Here is a 15,422-nt window from a genome sequence, read left to right as displayed (position 1 = left end):
TGATACCCGCATCATGCTGGCTATCTCCGAGACTGTGAGAAGGTCGGTCAGCACCTTATTATTGCCTGACATGGCCACACCCGCTTCCTGAATCACATTGGTCACTTTGGCTACGTCTATCACTCTGACCTCTGCGGGGACTATGCGCACGAGTAGCGGCTACCTGTCTTTCAATTTCACCCGTGCGAGTAGATGTGTACCCTGGCCGAACCCTTCTGACTCGCAACCACCCCTGGCCCGTGCCATATCCAGCAGTTTTGGCATCTCAGTCCGCTGAATACACGGCGTGTTGCCGTGACACGCCGGAACAGCTGCTGAAACCTGCTGGATTCGGGACGGTGCACGGAGAGTAACCCAGACTCAAACCCCGAACTCCTGCCGCAGGACGAACCGCTGGACCTTACCGCTCGGGGTCTTGGGGAGCTCGTCCACAAAGTGCACGTTGCGCGGGTAAGCGTGGGCAGCGTACTGCTTCTTCACCAGCTGCTGCAGTTCCGTCACCAGTTCCGATGAACTCAACGACGGATCATTGAGCACAACACACGCCTCAAGCCGCTCGCCGCGCAGCTCGTCCGGCACACCGATGACGGCAACCTCGCGAACCGCAGGATGCGTGGACATCACCGACTCCACCTCGAACGGCCCAATCCGGTAACCAGCCATGATCACCACGTCGTCGTCGCGCGAAGAAAAGAAGTAGTAGCCGTCCTCATCCATCCGGCCGCTATCACCAGTGAAATACCAGCGGCCGTCAGAGCTATACCGTTCAGCCGTTTTCTCGGGGTCGTTGGTGTACCCGGAGAACCACATCAGCGGGCTACCAGGGACGTCGATCGCCACACGGCCGGACGTGCCCGGAGACGCCTGGACGTCGGATTCCATCTCCAGGACAGCCGCCGCGTAACCGGGCATCGGCGTACCCATGGACCCCGGCCGAAGCTCGCCGACCACGTCCTCCTGCCACCCATTGATGATGCACATGCCCATCTCGGTCTGCCCGTATTGGTCGCGAATCACGGAGCCGAGATGGGATGTAGCCCACTCGATCGTGGCCGCGTCGAGCGGTTCGCCGGCGCTGGAAGCAACCCGGAGAGCCAAGCCTTCAACGCCGTCGGGCCGCGCCGCACGCATGGACCGGAAAATGGTCGGTGCTGCCGCAAAGTTGGTGACCTGGAACTTTGTCAGCACGTCCCAGGCGACGTCGGCGCTGAAACCGGTGGTCAGCAGTAGGTTAGCCCGACCCGCGTAGAGCGGCGCAAGAATGCCGTAGTACAGTCCGTACGCCCACCCGGGATCCGCTGCGTTCCAAAACACATCGTCTTCGCGGACGTCCAGCCCGTAGGTGAAATATGCGTCGAACGCAGCCAGCGCGCGCACCGGAACCTGCACGCCCTTCGGCGCACCAGTGGTTCCGGACGTAAAAATCTCCACTAGCGCATCATCCGGCGCTCTGGAAACAGCTTTGAACCCAGGCTCGTGCGAGTCGAGCAGGGGAGTCAGCGCCAGGTCGCCCTCAGTCGGTTCCGTTCCAGCGCCGGCAACAATGAGCTGCAAGCCCAGATCCTCGGCGAGCCCGCCCTCCACCAACTTGTTGCGTTGGCCAGCATCCGTGACAACGACGACGGCGCCACTGCGTTCCAGCCGCACCCGGATGGCGGGCGTCGCAAAAGCAGTAAATAACGGTACGTGGACGGCGCCCAACCGCCACAAGCCCAGCAGGACAACAACGAGATCAGCGCTCTTGCCCATCAGCGTGGCAACGCGGTCACCGGGTTTCACGCCAAGACCCTGGAACGCTGCCGCGGCCTGCTCTGAACGCGTCCGAATGTCGCCGTAGGTCAGACGGGTGGACTGCAGCTCGGCATCGGCAATAGTGAATGCCGTCGCGTTTGGGTCATGCCGGTCGCAGAGCAGTTCTGCGGGAATGACGCTCTCGGGCTGTTGCCCCTGGGAACTAGATGCTGACATGGTGCGCTCCATCCGACTCCGCGGCCATCCAACATGAGGCCGCTATGAAAAACTTACCTTCGCAGCAGCATGTTGCGCATCCTCAGTACGTAACAACCCAGCCGCTAGCCGAGCCGTCCTGCCGACGCCTCCAAGTAACAGCTTCCGCAGAGTGATTCGTACATGACATCCTGCCCGTCAATAGCAACCTGTTCGCCGTCGAACACTACCTGGTCACCGATGCGTCGGGCATTGAAGATGGCTTTGCGTCCGCAGCGGCAAATGGTTTTCAGTTCTTCCAGTGAATGGGCCAACTCCATCAACCGGAGCGAGCCCGGGAACATGCGCGTGCGGAAGTCGGTACGGATTCCGTAGGCCAGCACGGGAACATTATCGAGAACCGCGATCCGAAAAAGGTCATCAACCTGCTCCGGTTCCAGGAACTGCGCCTCATCAACCAGCAGGCACGCCACGGGAGGGATCTCGACGTGTTTCAACAAGGCGTCCTGATCATCGCCAGCGGCTTTGGCGGCATAGAGCGCGCGGACGGGGGCGTCGGGGGGAATCAGAAAATCAACGGAGCGGCCCATGCCCAGCCGCGACACAATGTCGCCGTCGCTCTTGGTGTCCTTTGCCGGCTTGGCGATCAGCACTCGCTGACCGCGCTCCTCATAGTTGAACGCAGCCTGAAGCAAGCCCGTGGATTTGCCGGAGTTCATGGCGCCGTAGCGGAAATAGAGCTTGGCCAACGCGTTCCTTACCTCTGCCGAATGTGCTCCTCGATCCTACGCGCCCAGCCAGATACAGCTCCAGCCCATCCGTGCGGGTTTGTACGTCAGCTACGCTGGGGGTGAACTGACTGTGCAGCAACCGGCAAGGAAACCATGGAAAACGGCAGCAACCCCATTGTCCCCTCTGTCTGGGACGGACTGCCTATAGCGATCCTTATCCTTGGACTATTGCTGACCGTCAACGCCGTCGTCGCCATTGTCCGCAGCAAGGACCTGGATGGCAACGCTCGCACTCTTTGGGTCATTTTTGCGGTTCTTGTGCCCATTGTCGGGGCGGTCGCCTGGTTCCTTTACAACAGGTTGACCCTGGTGGGCAACAAATAGCGCTCACACCATGCCGGATGGCCGGATGCTCAGCGACTCCACCATCGAATCCCGGGACGCGTCAACGGCCATTCGAACAGCTGTCGCCACTTGCTCTGGCCTGATCCACGCTTCCGGTCGATAATCCTTACCTTCGAATTCGTGCAGTTCCTGCTGCATGTCCGTGGCCACTCTGCCCGGGTGGATGGAGCAGACCCGCACACCGTTGGGGCGCTCCTCCTCGCGGAGCGCGTCGGTCAGCGCGCGGAGAGCGAACTTCGTTCCGCTGTAAACAGCCGACGTCGGTCCTGACGAGAAGCCGGAGCCGGAGTTGATAGCGACCACCTGGCCCTTCGCAGTGCGCAGCGCTGGCAGCAGGGTCCGGGTCAGAGCCGCGACCGCGAAGACGTTGATCTCGAAGCTCTGCCGCCAGTCGTCGTCGGACATGTTCTCAACGGTCCCCATCCGAAGTACACCGGCTGAGTGAACCAACACATCGAGCGTTGAAATCCCGGCAGCAGCCTCGTCGACCTCATGCCGCGAGCCAAGGTCTACGGCGAATGGCGAAGCGGATGGAAACCCCGCAGCCAGTTTCTCCAATTCGCGGGCATTACGGCCCCCCAGTAACAGGTGATGAGTGGATGCGAGTTCGCGGGCAATGGCGAGCCCGATTCCACGGGACGCTCCGGTAATGAGGGCAACAGGCAAATCAGTCATGACCCACATCCTACGGGTGGGCCGTTCGGTAACGTTTTGGCCGACGTCGTTAATTGATCGGATCTATTTCGGAGAGTTCGCTCTATCATGAATTTATCTATTGTGCAACTTTAGGTGGAATATCATGAAACGGATCTACGCGTGGCTTGCAGCTTTCGCGATGATTGCGACGTTTGGACTCATTGTCCCGGCGTCGGCCACTGCAGCGCCATACTGCGGTATCACCTGGGGTTCACTGGCCAAGACCAGCTCGTCACACACCAGCGCACCCATGACCGACGTCCGAACCGGAAAGCATGCGTGCTTTGATCGGATGGTCGTCGACATTGGCGGAACAGGGGCGGGCTACACCGTCCGCTACGTGACCGCCGTCCACGAGGAAGGCTCCGGCCGGATCGTCCCACTCCGCGGCGCAGCAGACCTCGCCGTTACCGTCAATGCCCCTACCCACAACGGCTATGGATACGCGGTCTACCGCCCAGCCAACCGCAATGAACTGACCAACGTCGCTGGATACTCCACGTTCCGGCAGCTCGCGCTCGCGGGCAGCTTTGAAGGTCAGACCACCATCGGCGTCGGGGTCCGCGCGCGCCTGCCGTTCCGCGCCTTCGTGCTCAACGGCCCGGGCACTGACTCGAGGCTGGTGATTGATGTCGCGCATCGCTGGTAAATGCAGTTCCCCCGTGACCATTGGTCCGTTGTGGTGGGTTGACCGACCTCATTCCCGCCACGACGGACCAACGGTCACTCTGCTGCCCTGGGGAGTAAGTACGTCCGTTGCGGCGAAGGTCCCGCGAGTTTGGCTTTGTGTATATCGAGATATATCGTTGACTATCGTTATGAGTCGTTCGCGAAGTCACAGAGGAGAGCATAATGCGTAGTTCACACTCACACCAAGCAAATGGATCAGGCAGCAATGGCATGGACGGCATGTGGCAGGCCGTCGACGACCTGCGCTCACGATTCGAAAAGCGATCCGGCACCCGTGCGGGCCGCGGCGAGGTTCGGTCTGCAGTGCTGGCTCTGCTGGCGGAGAAGCCCATGCACGGCTACCAGATCATCCGTGAAATTGAGGACCGCAGCAGCGGTAGCTGGAAGCCCAGCGCAGGATCTGTTTACCCAACACTGCAGCTACTGGCAGATGAAGGCTTTATCAGTGCCGAGGAATCCAACGGTCGCAAAATCTACACGCTGACCGAGGCAGGGCGGGAAGACGTAGCCGACGCCGATGGATCGGTGCCATGGGAGCCTACCGGGAATGCCTCAGGTCCCGGGTTCGCAGCGCTGCCCAAGGCCGGCATCGAGCTCGCTCAGGCCGCGTCGCAAGTGGGTCGTTCTGGCACCTCCAAGCAGGTGCAGGAAGCAGTGACCGTGCTCGAAGAGGCACGTCGTCGACTATATTCCATCCTCGCTCAGGACTAACGGGAGTGGCGTCGGCTCGTCAGGGTAGAACGGAATCAGTACCCGGCGCCGGGAACACCCGCGCGCGTTATCGACGCATCCTGCGGTTCGCCGCGTGGCACCTCGCAACCATCTGGTGGTTCGAGCTGATCCTTCCGCGCATCGGGCTGGTCAGAATTGCCGAACGTACCCGAACACGGAGGATGCGTCACTTCGCTCAGCGTTTCCACGCGCTCGCGGTGGAACTCGGCGGGCTGATGATAAAAGTTGGCCAATTCCTCTCGTCCAGGCTGGACGTGCTGCCTCCGGAAATCACCGCTGAACTCGAGGGGCTTCAGGACGAGGTGCCCCCGGTCCCGTTCCCGGCAATCCGTGCCCTGGCCGAGACGGAGCTGGGTGCCCCGCTGGATCAAGTGTTTGCCTGGGTGGACGAATCCCCCATAGCCGCCGCGTCCCTCGGGCAAGCGCACAGGGCACGTTTGCATCCCGCCAATGCCGCTGATACGGGGCTCGATAGCGTGGTGCTGAAGGTACAGCGGCCGGGCATCGACGCCATTGTTGATGTTGATCTGGCGGCCCTTCGCAAAGTGGGCGGCTGGCTCAGCCATGTGCGCTTTGTATCCAGACGTGCTGACATGCCCGCCCTGGTCGAAGAGTTTGCCCTGACCAGTCTTGAAGAGATCGACTACCTGCAGGAAGCTGCCAATTCAGAGCGTTTTGCAGCAGATTTCGCCGATGATGTGAGGGTGACAGTTCCGGACGTCGTCTGGGAACGGTGCAGCCGCCGAGTCCTCACCCTCGAAGACGTCTCAGCAATCAAGATCACTGACACGGAAGCGCTTCGTGCCGCGAACATCGACCCAGCGCAGGTCGCCCCGGTTTTCGCGTCCGTCATGTTCGACCAGCTGTTCACAAACGGCTTCTTTCACGCCGATCCGCACCCCGGCAATATCTTCATCACTCCCATCAGGGATTCATCCGCAGAGCGACCATGGAAGCTGACGTTCATCGACTTCGGCATGATGGGCGAGGTCCCCGCGAGCACGCGAAGCGGCCTACGGAAGCTACTGATAGCCGCCGCTTCGCGTGATGGCAAGGGGCTGGTCGCCGCAATCAATGACGTTGGTGTGCTGGTGCCCTCCACGGACACGGTTGAGCTAGAGCGGGCCATGACGCAGCTCTTTGCCCGGTTCGGCGGGCTAGGTTTCGCTGAGCTCCGCGACGTTGACCCACGGGAGTTCCAGGATTTTGCGGTGGAGTTCGGAGATGTGGTTCGCTCCTTGCCGTTCCAGTTGCCGGAGAACTTCCTGCTCATCATCCGGGCGATGTCGCTGACCTCGGGTGTGTGCAGCTCGCTGGACCCCCGATTCAATCTGTGGGACTCCGTTGAACCGTATGCGGCGCAGCTACTGCGCGATGAGCGGGGAAACATTGTGCAGGACTTTGCCAAGCAGGGGCTCGACGCCGCGGGGGTTGCTCTGCGGCTGCCCAAACGCCTGGATGGGCTCATCTCCCGCATCGAGGACGGTGCACTGTCAGTCGCCATCCCGCGCCTGGACAGGCAGGTGGGACGGCTGGACCGCACGGTGCAGCGATTCGCATCGGCACTCGTATTCGGCGCCCTGCTCATTGCAGGTTCTCTGGTCCGACCGGATGACACGGTGCTCGGCAACGTGCTGATGATCGCGTCGGTAGTCCCGCTGCTGCATGGGGTGTGGGTGGGGCGTAGAAGCCTCTAATGAACAGCGATGATCGTCAGATCTGGCTACAGTGGCATTGAAGTCCGCGTAATGACTGAAGGAGCCCGATCATGGCCTTATTCGATCCCGGAAACCGCACTAAAAATCCAGAGAGCGCGAAGCTTTACGCGACTCTTGAAGTTGTCTATACGATCGTTGACTTTGCCGCCGCTGGCCTGTTCATCGTGGGCAGCGTCCTGTTCTTTCGCGAGTCCACGCAGATACCTGCCACGTGGTGTTTCCTGGTGGGCTCCATCTGCTTCGCGTTGAAGCCCACCCTACGGCTCTTCCGTGAGCTGAAGTACGCCAAAAGGGACGACGTCGGCACCCTCGCCGAACGCGCCGAGGGTAACGGCTAACGTCCTCAGCGGAACGCAGGCACCCCCGTGATGTGATTTCCAAGGATGAGGGTGTGGACCTCGTCGGTGCCCTCATAGGTGCGCACGCTCTCAAGGTTGTTGGCATGGCGCAGCGGTGAGTAATCCAGGGTGACTCCGTTGCCGCCGAGCATGGCGCGGGCGTCCCGGCAAATGGCGATCGCCTCGCGGCAATTATTGAGCTTGCCCACAGAGATCTGGTGTGGCTGCAGGGTTCCTGCGTCCTTGAGTCGCCCCAGGTGCAGCGCCAGCAGCGTGCCCTTGTTGATCTCCAACGCCATGTTGACCAGCTTCTCCTGCGTGAGCTGGTACCCGGCCAACGGTTTGCCGAACTGCAATCGTTCCTGGGAGTAGGAGAGCGCGGTGAGGTAGCTGTCGCGGGCGGCGCCCATCGCGCCCCAGATGATGCCGTACCTGGCTTCGTTCAGGCAGGAGAACGGACCACGCAGCCCTTTGACGTTGGGCAGCACCGCGGTGGCCGGAAGCCGGACGTCGTCCAACGAAATATCGCACTGAATGGATGCCCGCATGGAGAGCTTCTGGTTGATCGGCGTAGCAACAAACCCAGCGGTGTCGGTGGGTACCACGAAGCCGCGGACGCCGTCGTCGGTCATGGCCCAGATGATGGCCACTTTCGCTACGGAAGCGAGGCCGATCCACCGCTTGGCACCATTGATGACCCAGTCACCGCTCGCGTCCTGACGTGCGAAGGTCTGCATACTGCCCGGGTCTGAACCCGCCGTCGGCTCCGTGAGACCGAAGCAGCCAATCGCCTCGCCCGTCGCCATGCGGGGCAGCCACTCCTGTTTCTGCTCTTCGGATCCGTGCTTGGAGATGGCGCTCATGGCCAACGACCCCTGGACGCTGACGAACGTGCGCAAGCCGGAGTCACCCGCTTCCAGCTCTAGGGCTGCAAGGCCGTATTCCACCGAACTGCGGCCCGCACAGCCGTAGCCGGAAATATGCATCCCGAGCAGGCCGAGCTTTCCCATCTCCGGCACGATCTCCAGCGGGAAAACGGCGTCCTCGTACCAGTTAGCGATGTTTGGTTTGATCTCTGCGTCCACAAACGTCCGTACGCGGTCCCGCAGGGCGAGCTCCTCGGACGAGAGCAGTGTGTCGATGCCGATGAGGTCGGAAGATTCAGTCATGGGAGGATCGCCCTTCAGTTGGTGTGGTGAACGTTGCGCCGGCGTGCTCGCCGAGCAGGGGTGGCAGGAGCCGGTATTGTGCGGGAGTTTCGGAGAGGCGGATGGGGTTCGCCACCTGCTGGCTGGTGCGCTCGCCGTCCGGTCCCTCGATTTCGACGACGGGCTCCAACCCCAACCGGTCGGCGAGTTCCAGGGCTTCCACCACGGAGTTCACTTTCCCGGCCGGTACGCCATTTTCAGTCAGGAGTTCGGCCCAGTCCGACGCCGGTTTAGCGACCAGCCGTGCCTCCAGCACCTCCTTGAGTTCCACCCTATTGGCCACGCGGGTCGTGTTGTTGAGGAACTTCTTGTCGGTGGCCAGCTCCGGAACCCCAAGCGCCTCCACGAGCGCGGCGAACTGCTTGTCCGTCCCCACCGCAACGGCCAGCGGGGAGTCCGCCGTCGTCATCGTTTCGTAGGGCGCAATGCTGGGGTGCGCGTTGCCCATGCGCTGCGGTGATTCGCCGGTAGCCAGCGTACTGGAGGCCTGATTGACCAGCCCGGAGAGCAGAGAGGACATCAGGTTCACCTCTACCCGCTGTCCCTTTCCAGATGCTTCGCGCGAGCGCAGTGCGGCAAGAATCCCGACGACGGCGTTTTGCCCGGTGAGCACGTCCACCAGCGCGACGCCGACTTTGCTCGGTTCGGAATCGAGGGAGCCGGTGACGCTCATGAGTCCGCCGACAGCCTGGACAAGCAGGTCGTAGCCGGGTAGCAGCGCGCCCCCGGTTTTGCCGAATCCGGTGATGGAGCAGTACACGAGCTCTGGCCGGGAGGCCCGCAGAGAATCGTAGTCCAGCCCAAACTTCTCCATGATGCCGGGGCGGAAGTTCTCGATGACGACGTCGGCTTCGGTGGCGATGGCGCGCGCGGTCGCGACGCCGTCGTCCGTGGCGAGATCGCACACAATGGAGCGTTTGTTGCGGTTCACGCTGGAGAAGTAGGTGCCCATACCGTGTTTGTCCACGGGCGGCACCCAGTGCCGGGTGTCATCGCCGCTGGGGCGTTCGATCTTGATGACGTCTGCGCCGAAATCCGCGAGCATCATGGACGCGAACGGGCCGGCCAGGACGCGGGAGAAATCAGCTACCTTGACGCCGTCGAGAGGGGGTTTAGTATCCATCGCTGGCACCTCCATCGCAGCGGATCTGCTCGCCGGTCACGTAGGAGGCGCCCTGGCTTGCGAGGAACCCGACGACGGCGGCGAACTCATCGGGCGTTCCGTAGCGACCGGCAGGAATCAGAGCCTCGGATGCGGCACGCACGTCCTGAACCGAACGTCCGGATCTCTCCGCGTTGCCGGCGTCGAGCGATTCAACGCGCGGTGTGTCAATCCGTCCGGGGAGCACCATGTTGACGGTGACGCCATCGGCGGCAACTTCGCGGGAGAGGGTTTTCAGGTATGCGGCAAGGCCTGCACGGCCGATGTTGGACAGGGCCAGGTTGTCGATGGGCGCCTGCACTCCACCGGAGCCGACGGCGACTATGCGGCCCCAACCGCGCTCCCGCATTCCCGGCAAGGTGAGGGAGACCAGGGTGCGGTGCACCAGCAGCAGTTTGTGGATGGCGTCAAGGACAGCCTCTTCGGTGCCGTCGGCAGCGCCGCCAGGTGTTGGCCCGCCGCCGTTGAGAATCAGCACGTCCACCTGCCCGTATGTTTCGATGGCCGCAGCGATGAGCTGCTCCGGGCCGCCGACTTCGTACAGATCCACCTCAACGCCAACGGCGGAGGGCAGCTTCTCCGCTTCTTCGCGGACCACTTCGCCGCGCCGTGCCCCGAGCACCACGTTGGCACCCTCAGCTGCGAGAGCCTGCGCGATCGCGAGTCCCATGCCCGAGCTCGCGCCAGGGACGATCGCGGTTTTGCCGTTCAGTCCGGTGTTCATGGGCTGTCTCCTTCAGTTGCTGGTTGTTGGGGTCGCTGTTAACAAGTCCACCACGTGCTCGGCGATGGCGAGTGACGATGTGGCTGCCGGCGATGGGGCGTTCCTCACACTGAGGACCTGACCCTGCCTGCTGATATGAAAATCGTCAATCAGCGAACCGTCGCCGCCGAGCGCCTGGGCACGAACGCCGCTGGGACCCGGGATAACGTCGTCGGCGGTGATTTCCGGAACGTATTTCGCAGCCGCGGCCACAAATCGGCTCCGCAGCAGCGAGCCGGCCATCTCCGTAGCACCGGCGCGCCAGTGCTGCAGGGCAAAGCGGGCAAAACCGGGCCAGGCGACGGCGTCGCGCAGGTCGCTGGCGGAGATGTGGTTCCAACGGTAGCCTTCACGGGCCAGGGCAAGGACCGCGTTGGGGCCCACCATGACTTCGCCATCAACTCGAGGGGTGAGGTGGACGCCCAGGAACGGGTACCTCGGGTCCGGGACGGGGTAGACGAGGCCGTTGACGAGGCGGCGCCGCTCTGGCTTCAGGAGGAAGTACTCTCCACGGAAGGGCAAGATGCGCGGCTCTCTCGTGTCGCCGGCCATGACGGCGACACGGTCGGCTTGTAGCCCGGCGCAGACGACGACGTCGTCGTACGCGTCCGTATCTCCGGCAGCTGTCCGCACCATTGTCCGTCCGCGTACGGTAGTAAACCCGGTGACTTCAGTAGAGGTGCGGATGGCGCCTCCGGCCATCACGACATCCTCGCCCAGTGCTCGGGTGATGGCCGCGTAGTCCACGATGGCCGTTTCGGGGGAGTGGATTCCGGCGACGCCCCTCACATGCGGTTCGAGTTCGCGCAGCTGTTCCGGGTTCAGTCGACGAACGCCCGGTACGCCGTTGGCCTGGGCCCGTTCGATGATGTCATCGAGGCGGGCTTCCTCCGAGCCGTCGAGGGCCACGAGCACCTTGCCACACTGGTCATAGAGGAGTTCATGTTCCTCGCAGAATTCGCGCAGCAGCATCCCGCCCCGCCTGCACAGCCGTGCCTTCAGGGATCCGGGCGTGTAGTAGAGGCCCGCATGGACCACGCCACTGTTGTGCCCGGTCTGGTGCCTGGCGAGGCCAGATTCCTTCTCGTACACGGTGACGGCTGCGCCCGGCCGCGCCTTCTGGAGCTGCCGGGCGACGGCGACACCGAGAATGCCGCCCCCGACGACGGCGACTGCGTACTCTGTCATGATGGCTTCCCGTCATTGTTGGCTGGGTTAGCTGAGGTGGATGGGTTGAGTGGTGTTGAGAGTTCTCGTGAGCGCCGGATCATAAGCCGTCCGGCTCGGAAGGTGAAGGCGGCGATGAGGGACACGGCGCCTGCCGTGAACCAGGCTGTTCGGTACGAGGTGGCTTCGACGAGAACTCCGAAGAGCAGCGGTCCAGCTGCGGAGCCCAGCGACAACCCGGTCTGAAGTACCCCAGTGGCAGTGGCGGCGTTTCGCCGATTATCGCGCACGACGCCAAAGTGCAGCAGGCCGGTCCAGGTCCAACCGGCGGCGTAGGTCAGGAGCGAACCGGCCACCAGTAGCGGCGTGAATCCCGTGCCGATGAGGACATAGCCGAGGACACCGACGGTGAGCAGGTTAGCAATGAGGATATAGGGGCTGCGGGTGGGATGCCGGTCCATGGCAGCTCCGAATCCTATGCGTAAAAGGAGGCCCAGCAGGGCGGAGGCGGCAAAGAGAAGACCAGCGCTTCCGGGGGATATTCCGGACAGGACGGCGGAGTCCACGAGAAATACACCCAGCGAGGTGGACGTGCCAGCGGCGAGTGCGCCACCAATGGTGAGGACAACGAGTCCGCCCCGGGGTGTTCCTCGGTCCTCGGTCTCTTCGTGGACGCGTGCTTCGCCGGGACCGGCCGGGATGGTCAGCAGCGCCCAGAGGGCTACCCCAACGGCGATCACGCCGCCGAACCAGAACGCGTAGCGCCAGCCGAGCACGAGCGCGATCCCGGGCACTGCGAGCCCCGCGAGCAGCGTGGCAGCGGGGATGGACGATTGCTTGATGCCGAACGCCAGCCCGAGTCGCTGCGGGCCGACCGCCCGCGAAATACCCAGATTTGCGGAGGGCTGCGCCGTGGCATTCGCGAGCCCGCCGACAGCCAGGGCCACGATCAGCAGTGGCAAGGTGGGGGCAAAACCGACGCCGGTGAGCGCGATGGCGGCCATCGACGCGGACACGGTCATACCGCGAACGGGGCCGATCCGTTGGACCAGCCGTCCCAGGGGTCGTGCCAGGATTCCAGAAACCGCGAACAACGTCGCCGCAGCCAGTCCTAACTGGATGGGGCCAAGTTGCAGGTCGCCGCGGATCTGGACGGCCAGGGCTCCCACGAGGAAGGCAGGCAGCACCCCGATGGTAGTAACGGACACCGCCTGAAGCAGGGTTCGTGCTGCTTCACGCGGGCGCCGAGACATCATGATGCATCGTTGACTGTCTGTGGTCTCGGCGATGTCCTCGCATCAGCATGGACGACGTCGTCCTCATCGGTTCGCGAGCGGTTGCCGATGATGTGGATGATCACTCCGGCGGCGATCAAGGCTGCCCCGATAGCCATGTAGAGCGGTTCCATAACCAGCAGCGGCAACGAGCCGAGCCCAATCAGCACCCTCTCCGGCCAGCGTGCCGGCCCCATCAGCCACGCGCCGGTGGCGACGGCGAGGGCTGCGACGGCAATGGTGGACACCACCAGCGCGAGCAACACTGTCCATACTCCGCCCTGCAGCAGCAGTCCGATACCCGGTCCGGAGAGTACGAAGATGAACGGCACCAGGAACGCCGAGAGTGTGTACCGCCAGGTGAGCCACATGGTTTGAATGGGTTTGCCGCCGGTGATCGCTGAGGCCGCGAACGGAGATAGCGCCGTTGGAGGTGAAACCTCGCTGAGGACCGAGTAGTAGAAGATGAACATGGCCGCCGCGAATGCCGGTACCCCGACGTCTTGCAGGGCAGGGCCGATGATCACCCAGGAAATGATGAAGCTCGCCGTGACCGGCACCGCCAGTCCCAGCAGGATGACCGCAACCGCGGAGAGAATTGCTGTCATCAGTAGGTTGCCGCCGGCGACGTTGACAATGATGTTCGCGAGCTTGAGCCCAAGGCCGGTGAGGGTCATGACACCCACGATCAGGCCGGCGGCCGCCATCACAGGAATGACGGATAGTGCGCCCGTTGCGCCGGTGGCCAGAGCATCCCAGATTCGCTTCGGAGTCATCCACGACTTCTTCTCCAGGAAGCTGAGGACGAAGGCAAGGCCGGTGGCGAAAACGACGGCCCGGAACGGTGTCATGCCCAGCGCCATGAAGAGGACGATCGCCAGCAGTGAGCTGAAGTGGTAGCCGAAGCGCAGCAGCAGTTTGCCGACGGGCTTGACCTCGAATTTCACGGTCTGGGTTTTGAAGCGGCGCGCGTCCATCTCGATGGCAAGAATGATGCCCAGGTAATAGAGCAGTGTGGGGATGGTGGCCCAGATGAGCACCTGCAGGTAGGAGACACCCAGAAGGGCCGCAATGATGAATGCTGCGGCGCCGAGGGTAGGCGGGGACATGATGGCACCGATACCCGCAGCGGCGAGGACTGCACCACCGTGTTCGCGCGGATAGCCGGCCTTGCGCAGCAGCGGCCAGGAGATGCCACCGAGGGTAACGGTGGTGGCGACGCCGGAACCTGAGACGGTTCCAAGGAGGAAGCCAGCCATGGTGACCGTTCGCCCGGGGCCGGAGCGTGACTGGCCAAAGGCGGAAAAGGATAGGTCAATGAAGAACCGGGTGGCCCCGGATGCGGCGAGGACCGCACCGTAGACCGTGAAGAGGATGATGTACGTCGCGGCGACGTCCGTGGGGACACCGAACAAGCCTTGAGTTCCCATGACGTTGTGACCCACCAATCGCGGCCACACGTACGACGACGTCTCAAAGGGAGCCGGAAAGAAGGGGCCCAGGTAGGCGTAGGCAAAGAAGAAGATGACCACGATCGGAACCAGAATGCCCACGGTTCGCCGCGTAGCCTCGAGTGTCACGAGGATCGCAATCGTACCCATGATGAGGTCCAGTTCCGAGGGCAGTACGGCCCGCCGGAAAAACGAATCCCAATCGGAAATGATGTACGCGAAGGGGACAACGGCAATTGCGGCCAGAACCCAGTCGCCAATACCGGGATTATCAGACCGGCCCTTTGCCTTTGCTTTGTCCGAGCGGGCCCAGCCGCGGTAGACGAGGAACGTCAGAGGGATCCCGATCATGAGGAACGCTGGGAGGTAGAACTGAGTGGCCATGGGGTAGAAGACCCAGACGAGGCCAAAGACGGAGAGCGCTACACCGATCGCTTTGATGATCAGCAGCGGTTTACCCGTAAGCTGCCGCGCCGGTTTCTCGGCCTCATATTCGGCAATCAATGCTTCTTCATCGATGCCCTCGTGCCCGTCCATCGGGTCTAGGTCGGGGCCCGGGCGGTGGGAGCCGGCGGGTTCCCGGTCTTCGACGGCACCGTAGCCGCGGGTTTGTTCGGTCATGACTTCTCCTCGATTTCAAGCACAATGAACGGTGCATCATCATCGACCAGTCTCCACAGTTCCAGCGGCGGTTTACCGGGAACGTAGAGGGTCCGTTGGCCGAGGTCTGTTGCGGCCAGTGAGAGCTCCGTGAATACTGGGGTGTTGGCTGGATCGGGCGGGACGGTCCAATCGAGCCTGTCGTGGTCCTCAGCCGGTGTGGGGGCGCCGGGGACCCCGTAATACTCCTCCAGGACCGCCAGCTGGACGGCGGCGATCTCGCGGAGGCGGAAGTCGCCGTCGGCCGTCACGGTGTAACGTTCCTCCGCCAGCGTCTCGTAGATGGAATTCCGGTAGCCGACGGCGAATCGGTCCCCGTCCAAGGGGGTGCGGGCCAGCACATCGCCGTCGCCGTCGCGCACCACGACGGATCGGGTTGCGGGGTTTTCATCCTGCGCGGTGGCGGTGTTGAGTCCCACAATTCCGAGCGTCAGCAGGCAAACGACGACGGCGATGGCGATGGCTGTTTTTCTCACGTCC

At 62.8% G+C, this 15,422-nt stretch carries 15 protein-coding genes; 5 read left to right on the top strand and 10 right to left on the bottom strand.

The features are described from left to right. Positions 1 to 360: 360 nt before the first annotated feature. Together JOE65_RS14965 and JOE65_RS14960 are read right to left on the bottom strand one after the other, a co-directional pair. Positions 361 to 1,968, bottom strand: a complete 1,608-nt coding sequence (locus JOE65_RS14965; protein WP_205163930.1) for an AMP-binding protein — start codon at positions 1,966 to 1,968, stop codon at positions 361 to 363. Between the two features lie 104 nt (positions 1,969 to 2,072). After that, positions 2,073 to 2,696, bottom strand: a complete 624-nt coding sequence (locus tag JOE65_RS14960) for a thymidine kinase (RefSeq protein WP_205163929.1) — start codon at positions 2,694 to 2,696, stop codon at positions 2,073 to 2,075. A gap of 135 nt (positions 2,697 to 2,831) precedes the next feature. Between JOE65_RS14960 and JOE65_RS14955 the strand changes: the two genes are divergently transcribed. Then, positions 2,832 to 3,062 carry a PLDc N-terminal domain-containing protein gene (locus tag JOE65_RS14955; protein ID WP_205163928.1) on the top strand — a complete coding sequence of 77 codons (231 nt, stop codon included), beginning with the start codon at positions 2,832 to 2,834 and terminating at the stop codon, positions 3,060 to 3,062. A gap of 3 nt (positions 3,063 to 3,065) precedes the next feature. Here the strand turns inward: JOE65_RS14955 and JOE65_RS14950 are convergent, their stop codons facing one another. Further along, entirely contained in the window at positions 3,066 to 3,758 is a 693-nt protein-coding gene (locus JOE65_RS14950; protein WP_205163927.1) for an SDR family oxidoreductase, read from the bottom strand. A gap of 124 nt (positions 3,759 to 3,882) precedes the next feature. Here JOE65_RS14950 and JOE65_RS14945 point away from each other — a divergent pair, with 124 nt between their 5' ends. The 4 genes from JOE65_RS14945 (at position 3,883) to JOE65_RS14930 (ending at position 7,257) form a co-directional block, all read left to right on the top strand. Then, complete coding sequence (locus JOE65_RS14945; RefSeq protein ID WP_205163926.1) at positions 3,883 to 4,428, top strand: AMIN-like domain-containing (lipo)protein; 546 nt, start codon at positions 3,883 to 3,885, stop codon at positions 4,426 to 4,428. A gap of 203 nt (positions 4,429 to 4,631) precedes the next feature. Next, positions 4,632 to 5,180: a PadR family transcriptional regulator gene (locus tag JOE65_RS14940; protein WP_239536749.1), complete on the top strand. Its 549-nt coding sequence runs from the start codon at positions 4,632 to 4,634 to the stop codon at positions 5,178 to 5,180. A gap of 5 nt (positions 5,181 to 5,185) precedes the next feature. Further along, positions 5,186 to 6,898: an AarF/UbiB family protein gene (locus tag JOE65_RS14935; RefSeq protein ID WP_205163925.1), complete on the top strand. Its 1,713-nt coding sequence runs from the start codon at positions 5,186 to 5,188 to the stop codon at positions 6,896 to 6,898. 71 nt (positions 6,899 to 6,969) lie between these two features. Next, positions 6,970 to 7,257, top strand: coding sequence for a YrhK family protein (locus JOE65_RS14930; protein WP_205163924.1), 288 nt, complete (start codon positions 6,970 to 6,972; stop codon positions 7,255 to 7,257). A 5-nt stretch (positions 7,258 to 7,262) separates the two neighbouring features. On the opposite strand, the gene JOE65_RS14925 is transcribed toward JOE65_RS14930, so the two are convergent. Genes JOE65_RS14925 through JOE65_RS14895 form a run of 7 tightly spaced genes read right to left on the bottom strand, consistent with a single transcriptional unit; the run spans position 7,263 to position 15,418 of the window. After that, positions 7,263 to 8,426, bottom strand: coding sequence for an acyl-CoA dehydrogenase family protein (locus JOE65_RS14925; protein ID WP_205163923.1), 1,164 nt, complete (start codon positions 8,424 to 8,426; stop codon positions 7,263 to 7,265). Next, positions 8,419 to 9,588 (bottom strand): CaiB/BaiF CoA transferase family protein, encoded by a 1,170-nt coding sequence (locus tag JOE65_RS14920; protein WP_239536748.1) that lies wholly within the window; start codon positions 9,586 to 9,588, stop codon positions 8,419 to 8,421. Before JOE65_RS14920 ends, JOE65_RS14925 begins: the two co-directional genes overlap by 8 nt. Then, a complete protein-coding gene (locus tag JOE65_RS14915) occupies positions 9,578 to 10,351 on the bottom strand; it encodes an SDR family oxidoreductase (protein ID WP_205163921.1) in 774 nt (257 codons plus the stop codon). The genes JOE65_RS14920 and JOE65_RS14915 overlap by 11 nt, the downstream gene beginning before the upstream one ends. A gap of 12 nt (positions 10,352 to 10,363) precedes the next feature. Then, positions 10,364 to 11,578: an L-2-hydroxyglutarate oxidase gene (gene lhgO, locus JOE65_RS14910; RefSeq protein ID WP_205163920.1), complete on the bottom strand. Its 1,215-nt coding sequence runs from the start codon at positions 11,576 to 11,578 to the stop codon at positions 10,364 to 10,366. Continuing rightward, complete coding sequence (locus JOE65_RS14905) at positions 11,575 to 12,813, bottom strand: MFS transporter (RefSeq protein WP_239536747.1); 1,239 nt, start codon at positions 12,811 to 12,813, stop codon at positions 11,575 to 11,577. The genes lhgO and JOE65_RS14905 overlap by 4 nt, the downstream gene beginning before the upstream one ends. Continuing rightward, positions 12,810 to 14,903, bottom strand: coding sequence for a TRAP transporter permease (locus JOE65_RS14900; protein WP_205163919.1), 2,094 nt, complete (start codon positions 14,901 to 14,903; stop codon positions 12,810 to 12,812). Before JOE65_RS14900 ends, JOE65_RS14905 begins: the two co-directional genes overlap by 4 nt. Next, complete coding sequence (locus tag JOE65_RS14895) at positions 14,900 to 15,418, bottom strand: hypothetical protein (protein ID WP_205163918.1); 519 nt, start codon at positions 15,416 to 15,418, stop codon at positions 14,900 to 14,902. The genes JOE65_RS14900 and JOE65_RS14895 overlap by 4 nt, the downstream gene beginning before the upstream one ends. Positions 15,419 to 15,422 lie beyond the last annotated feature (4 nt).

It is taken from the genome of Arthrobacter roseus, assembly GCF_016907875.1.
In the GTDB taxonomy this organism is placed as follows: Bacteria; Actinomycetota; Actinomycetes; order Actinomycetales; family Micrococcaceae; genus Arthrobacter_J; species Arthrobacter_J roseus.
Note: the sequence above shows the minus strand (reverse complement) of the source record. Positions and strands in the feature narration are given on the sequence as shown.

Coding starts and splice junctions, on each gene's coding strand:
- JOE65_RS14965 (WP_205163930.1), bottom strand. CDS start 1,968: ATGTCAGCATCTAGTTCCCAGGGGCAACAGCCCGAGAGCGTCATTCCC.
- JOE65_RS14955 (WP_205163928.1), top strand. CDS start 2,832: ATGGAAAACGGCAGCAACCCCATTGTCCCCTCTGTCTGGGACGGACTG.
- JOE65_RS14950 (WP_205163927.1), bottom strand. CDS start 3,758: ATGACTGATTTGCCTGTTGCCCTCATTACCGGAGCGTCCCGTGGAATC.
- JOE65_RS14945 (WP_205163926.1), top strand. CDS start 3,883: ATGAAACGGATCTACGCGTGGCTTGCAGCTTTCGCGATGATTGCGACG.
- JOE65_RS14940 (WP_239536749.1), top strand. CDS start 4,632: ATGCGTAGTTCACACTCACACCAAGCAAATGGATCAGGCAGCAATGGC.
- JOE65_RS14930 (WP_205163924.1), top strand. CDS start 6,970: ATGGCCTTATTCGATCCCGGAAACCGCACTAAAAATCCAGAGAGCGCG.
- JOE65_RS14925 (WP_205163923.1), bottom strand. CDS start 8,426: ATGACTGAATCTTCCGACCTCATCGGCATCGACACACTGCTCTCGTCC.
- JOE65_RS14920 (WP_239536748.1), bottom strand. CDS start 9,588: ATGGATACTAAACCCCCTCTCGACGGCGTCAAGGTAGCTGATTTCTCC.
- JOE65_RS14915 (WP_205163921.1), bottom strand. CDS start 10,351: ATGAACACCGGACTGAACGGCAAAACCGCGATCGTCCCTGGCGCGAGC.
- lhgO (WP_205163920.1), bottom strand. CDS start 11,578: ATGACAGAGTACGCAGTCGCCGTCGTCGGGGGCGGCATTCTCGGTGTC.
- JOE65_RS14905 (WP_239536747.1), bottom strand. CDS start 12,813: ATGATGTCTCGGCGCCCGCGTGAAGCAGCACGAACCCTGCTTCAGGCG.
- JOE65_RS14900 (WP_205163919.1), bottom strand. CDS start 14,903: ATGACCGAACAAACCCGCGGCTACGGTGCCGTCGAAGACCGGGAACCC.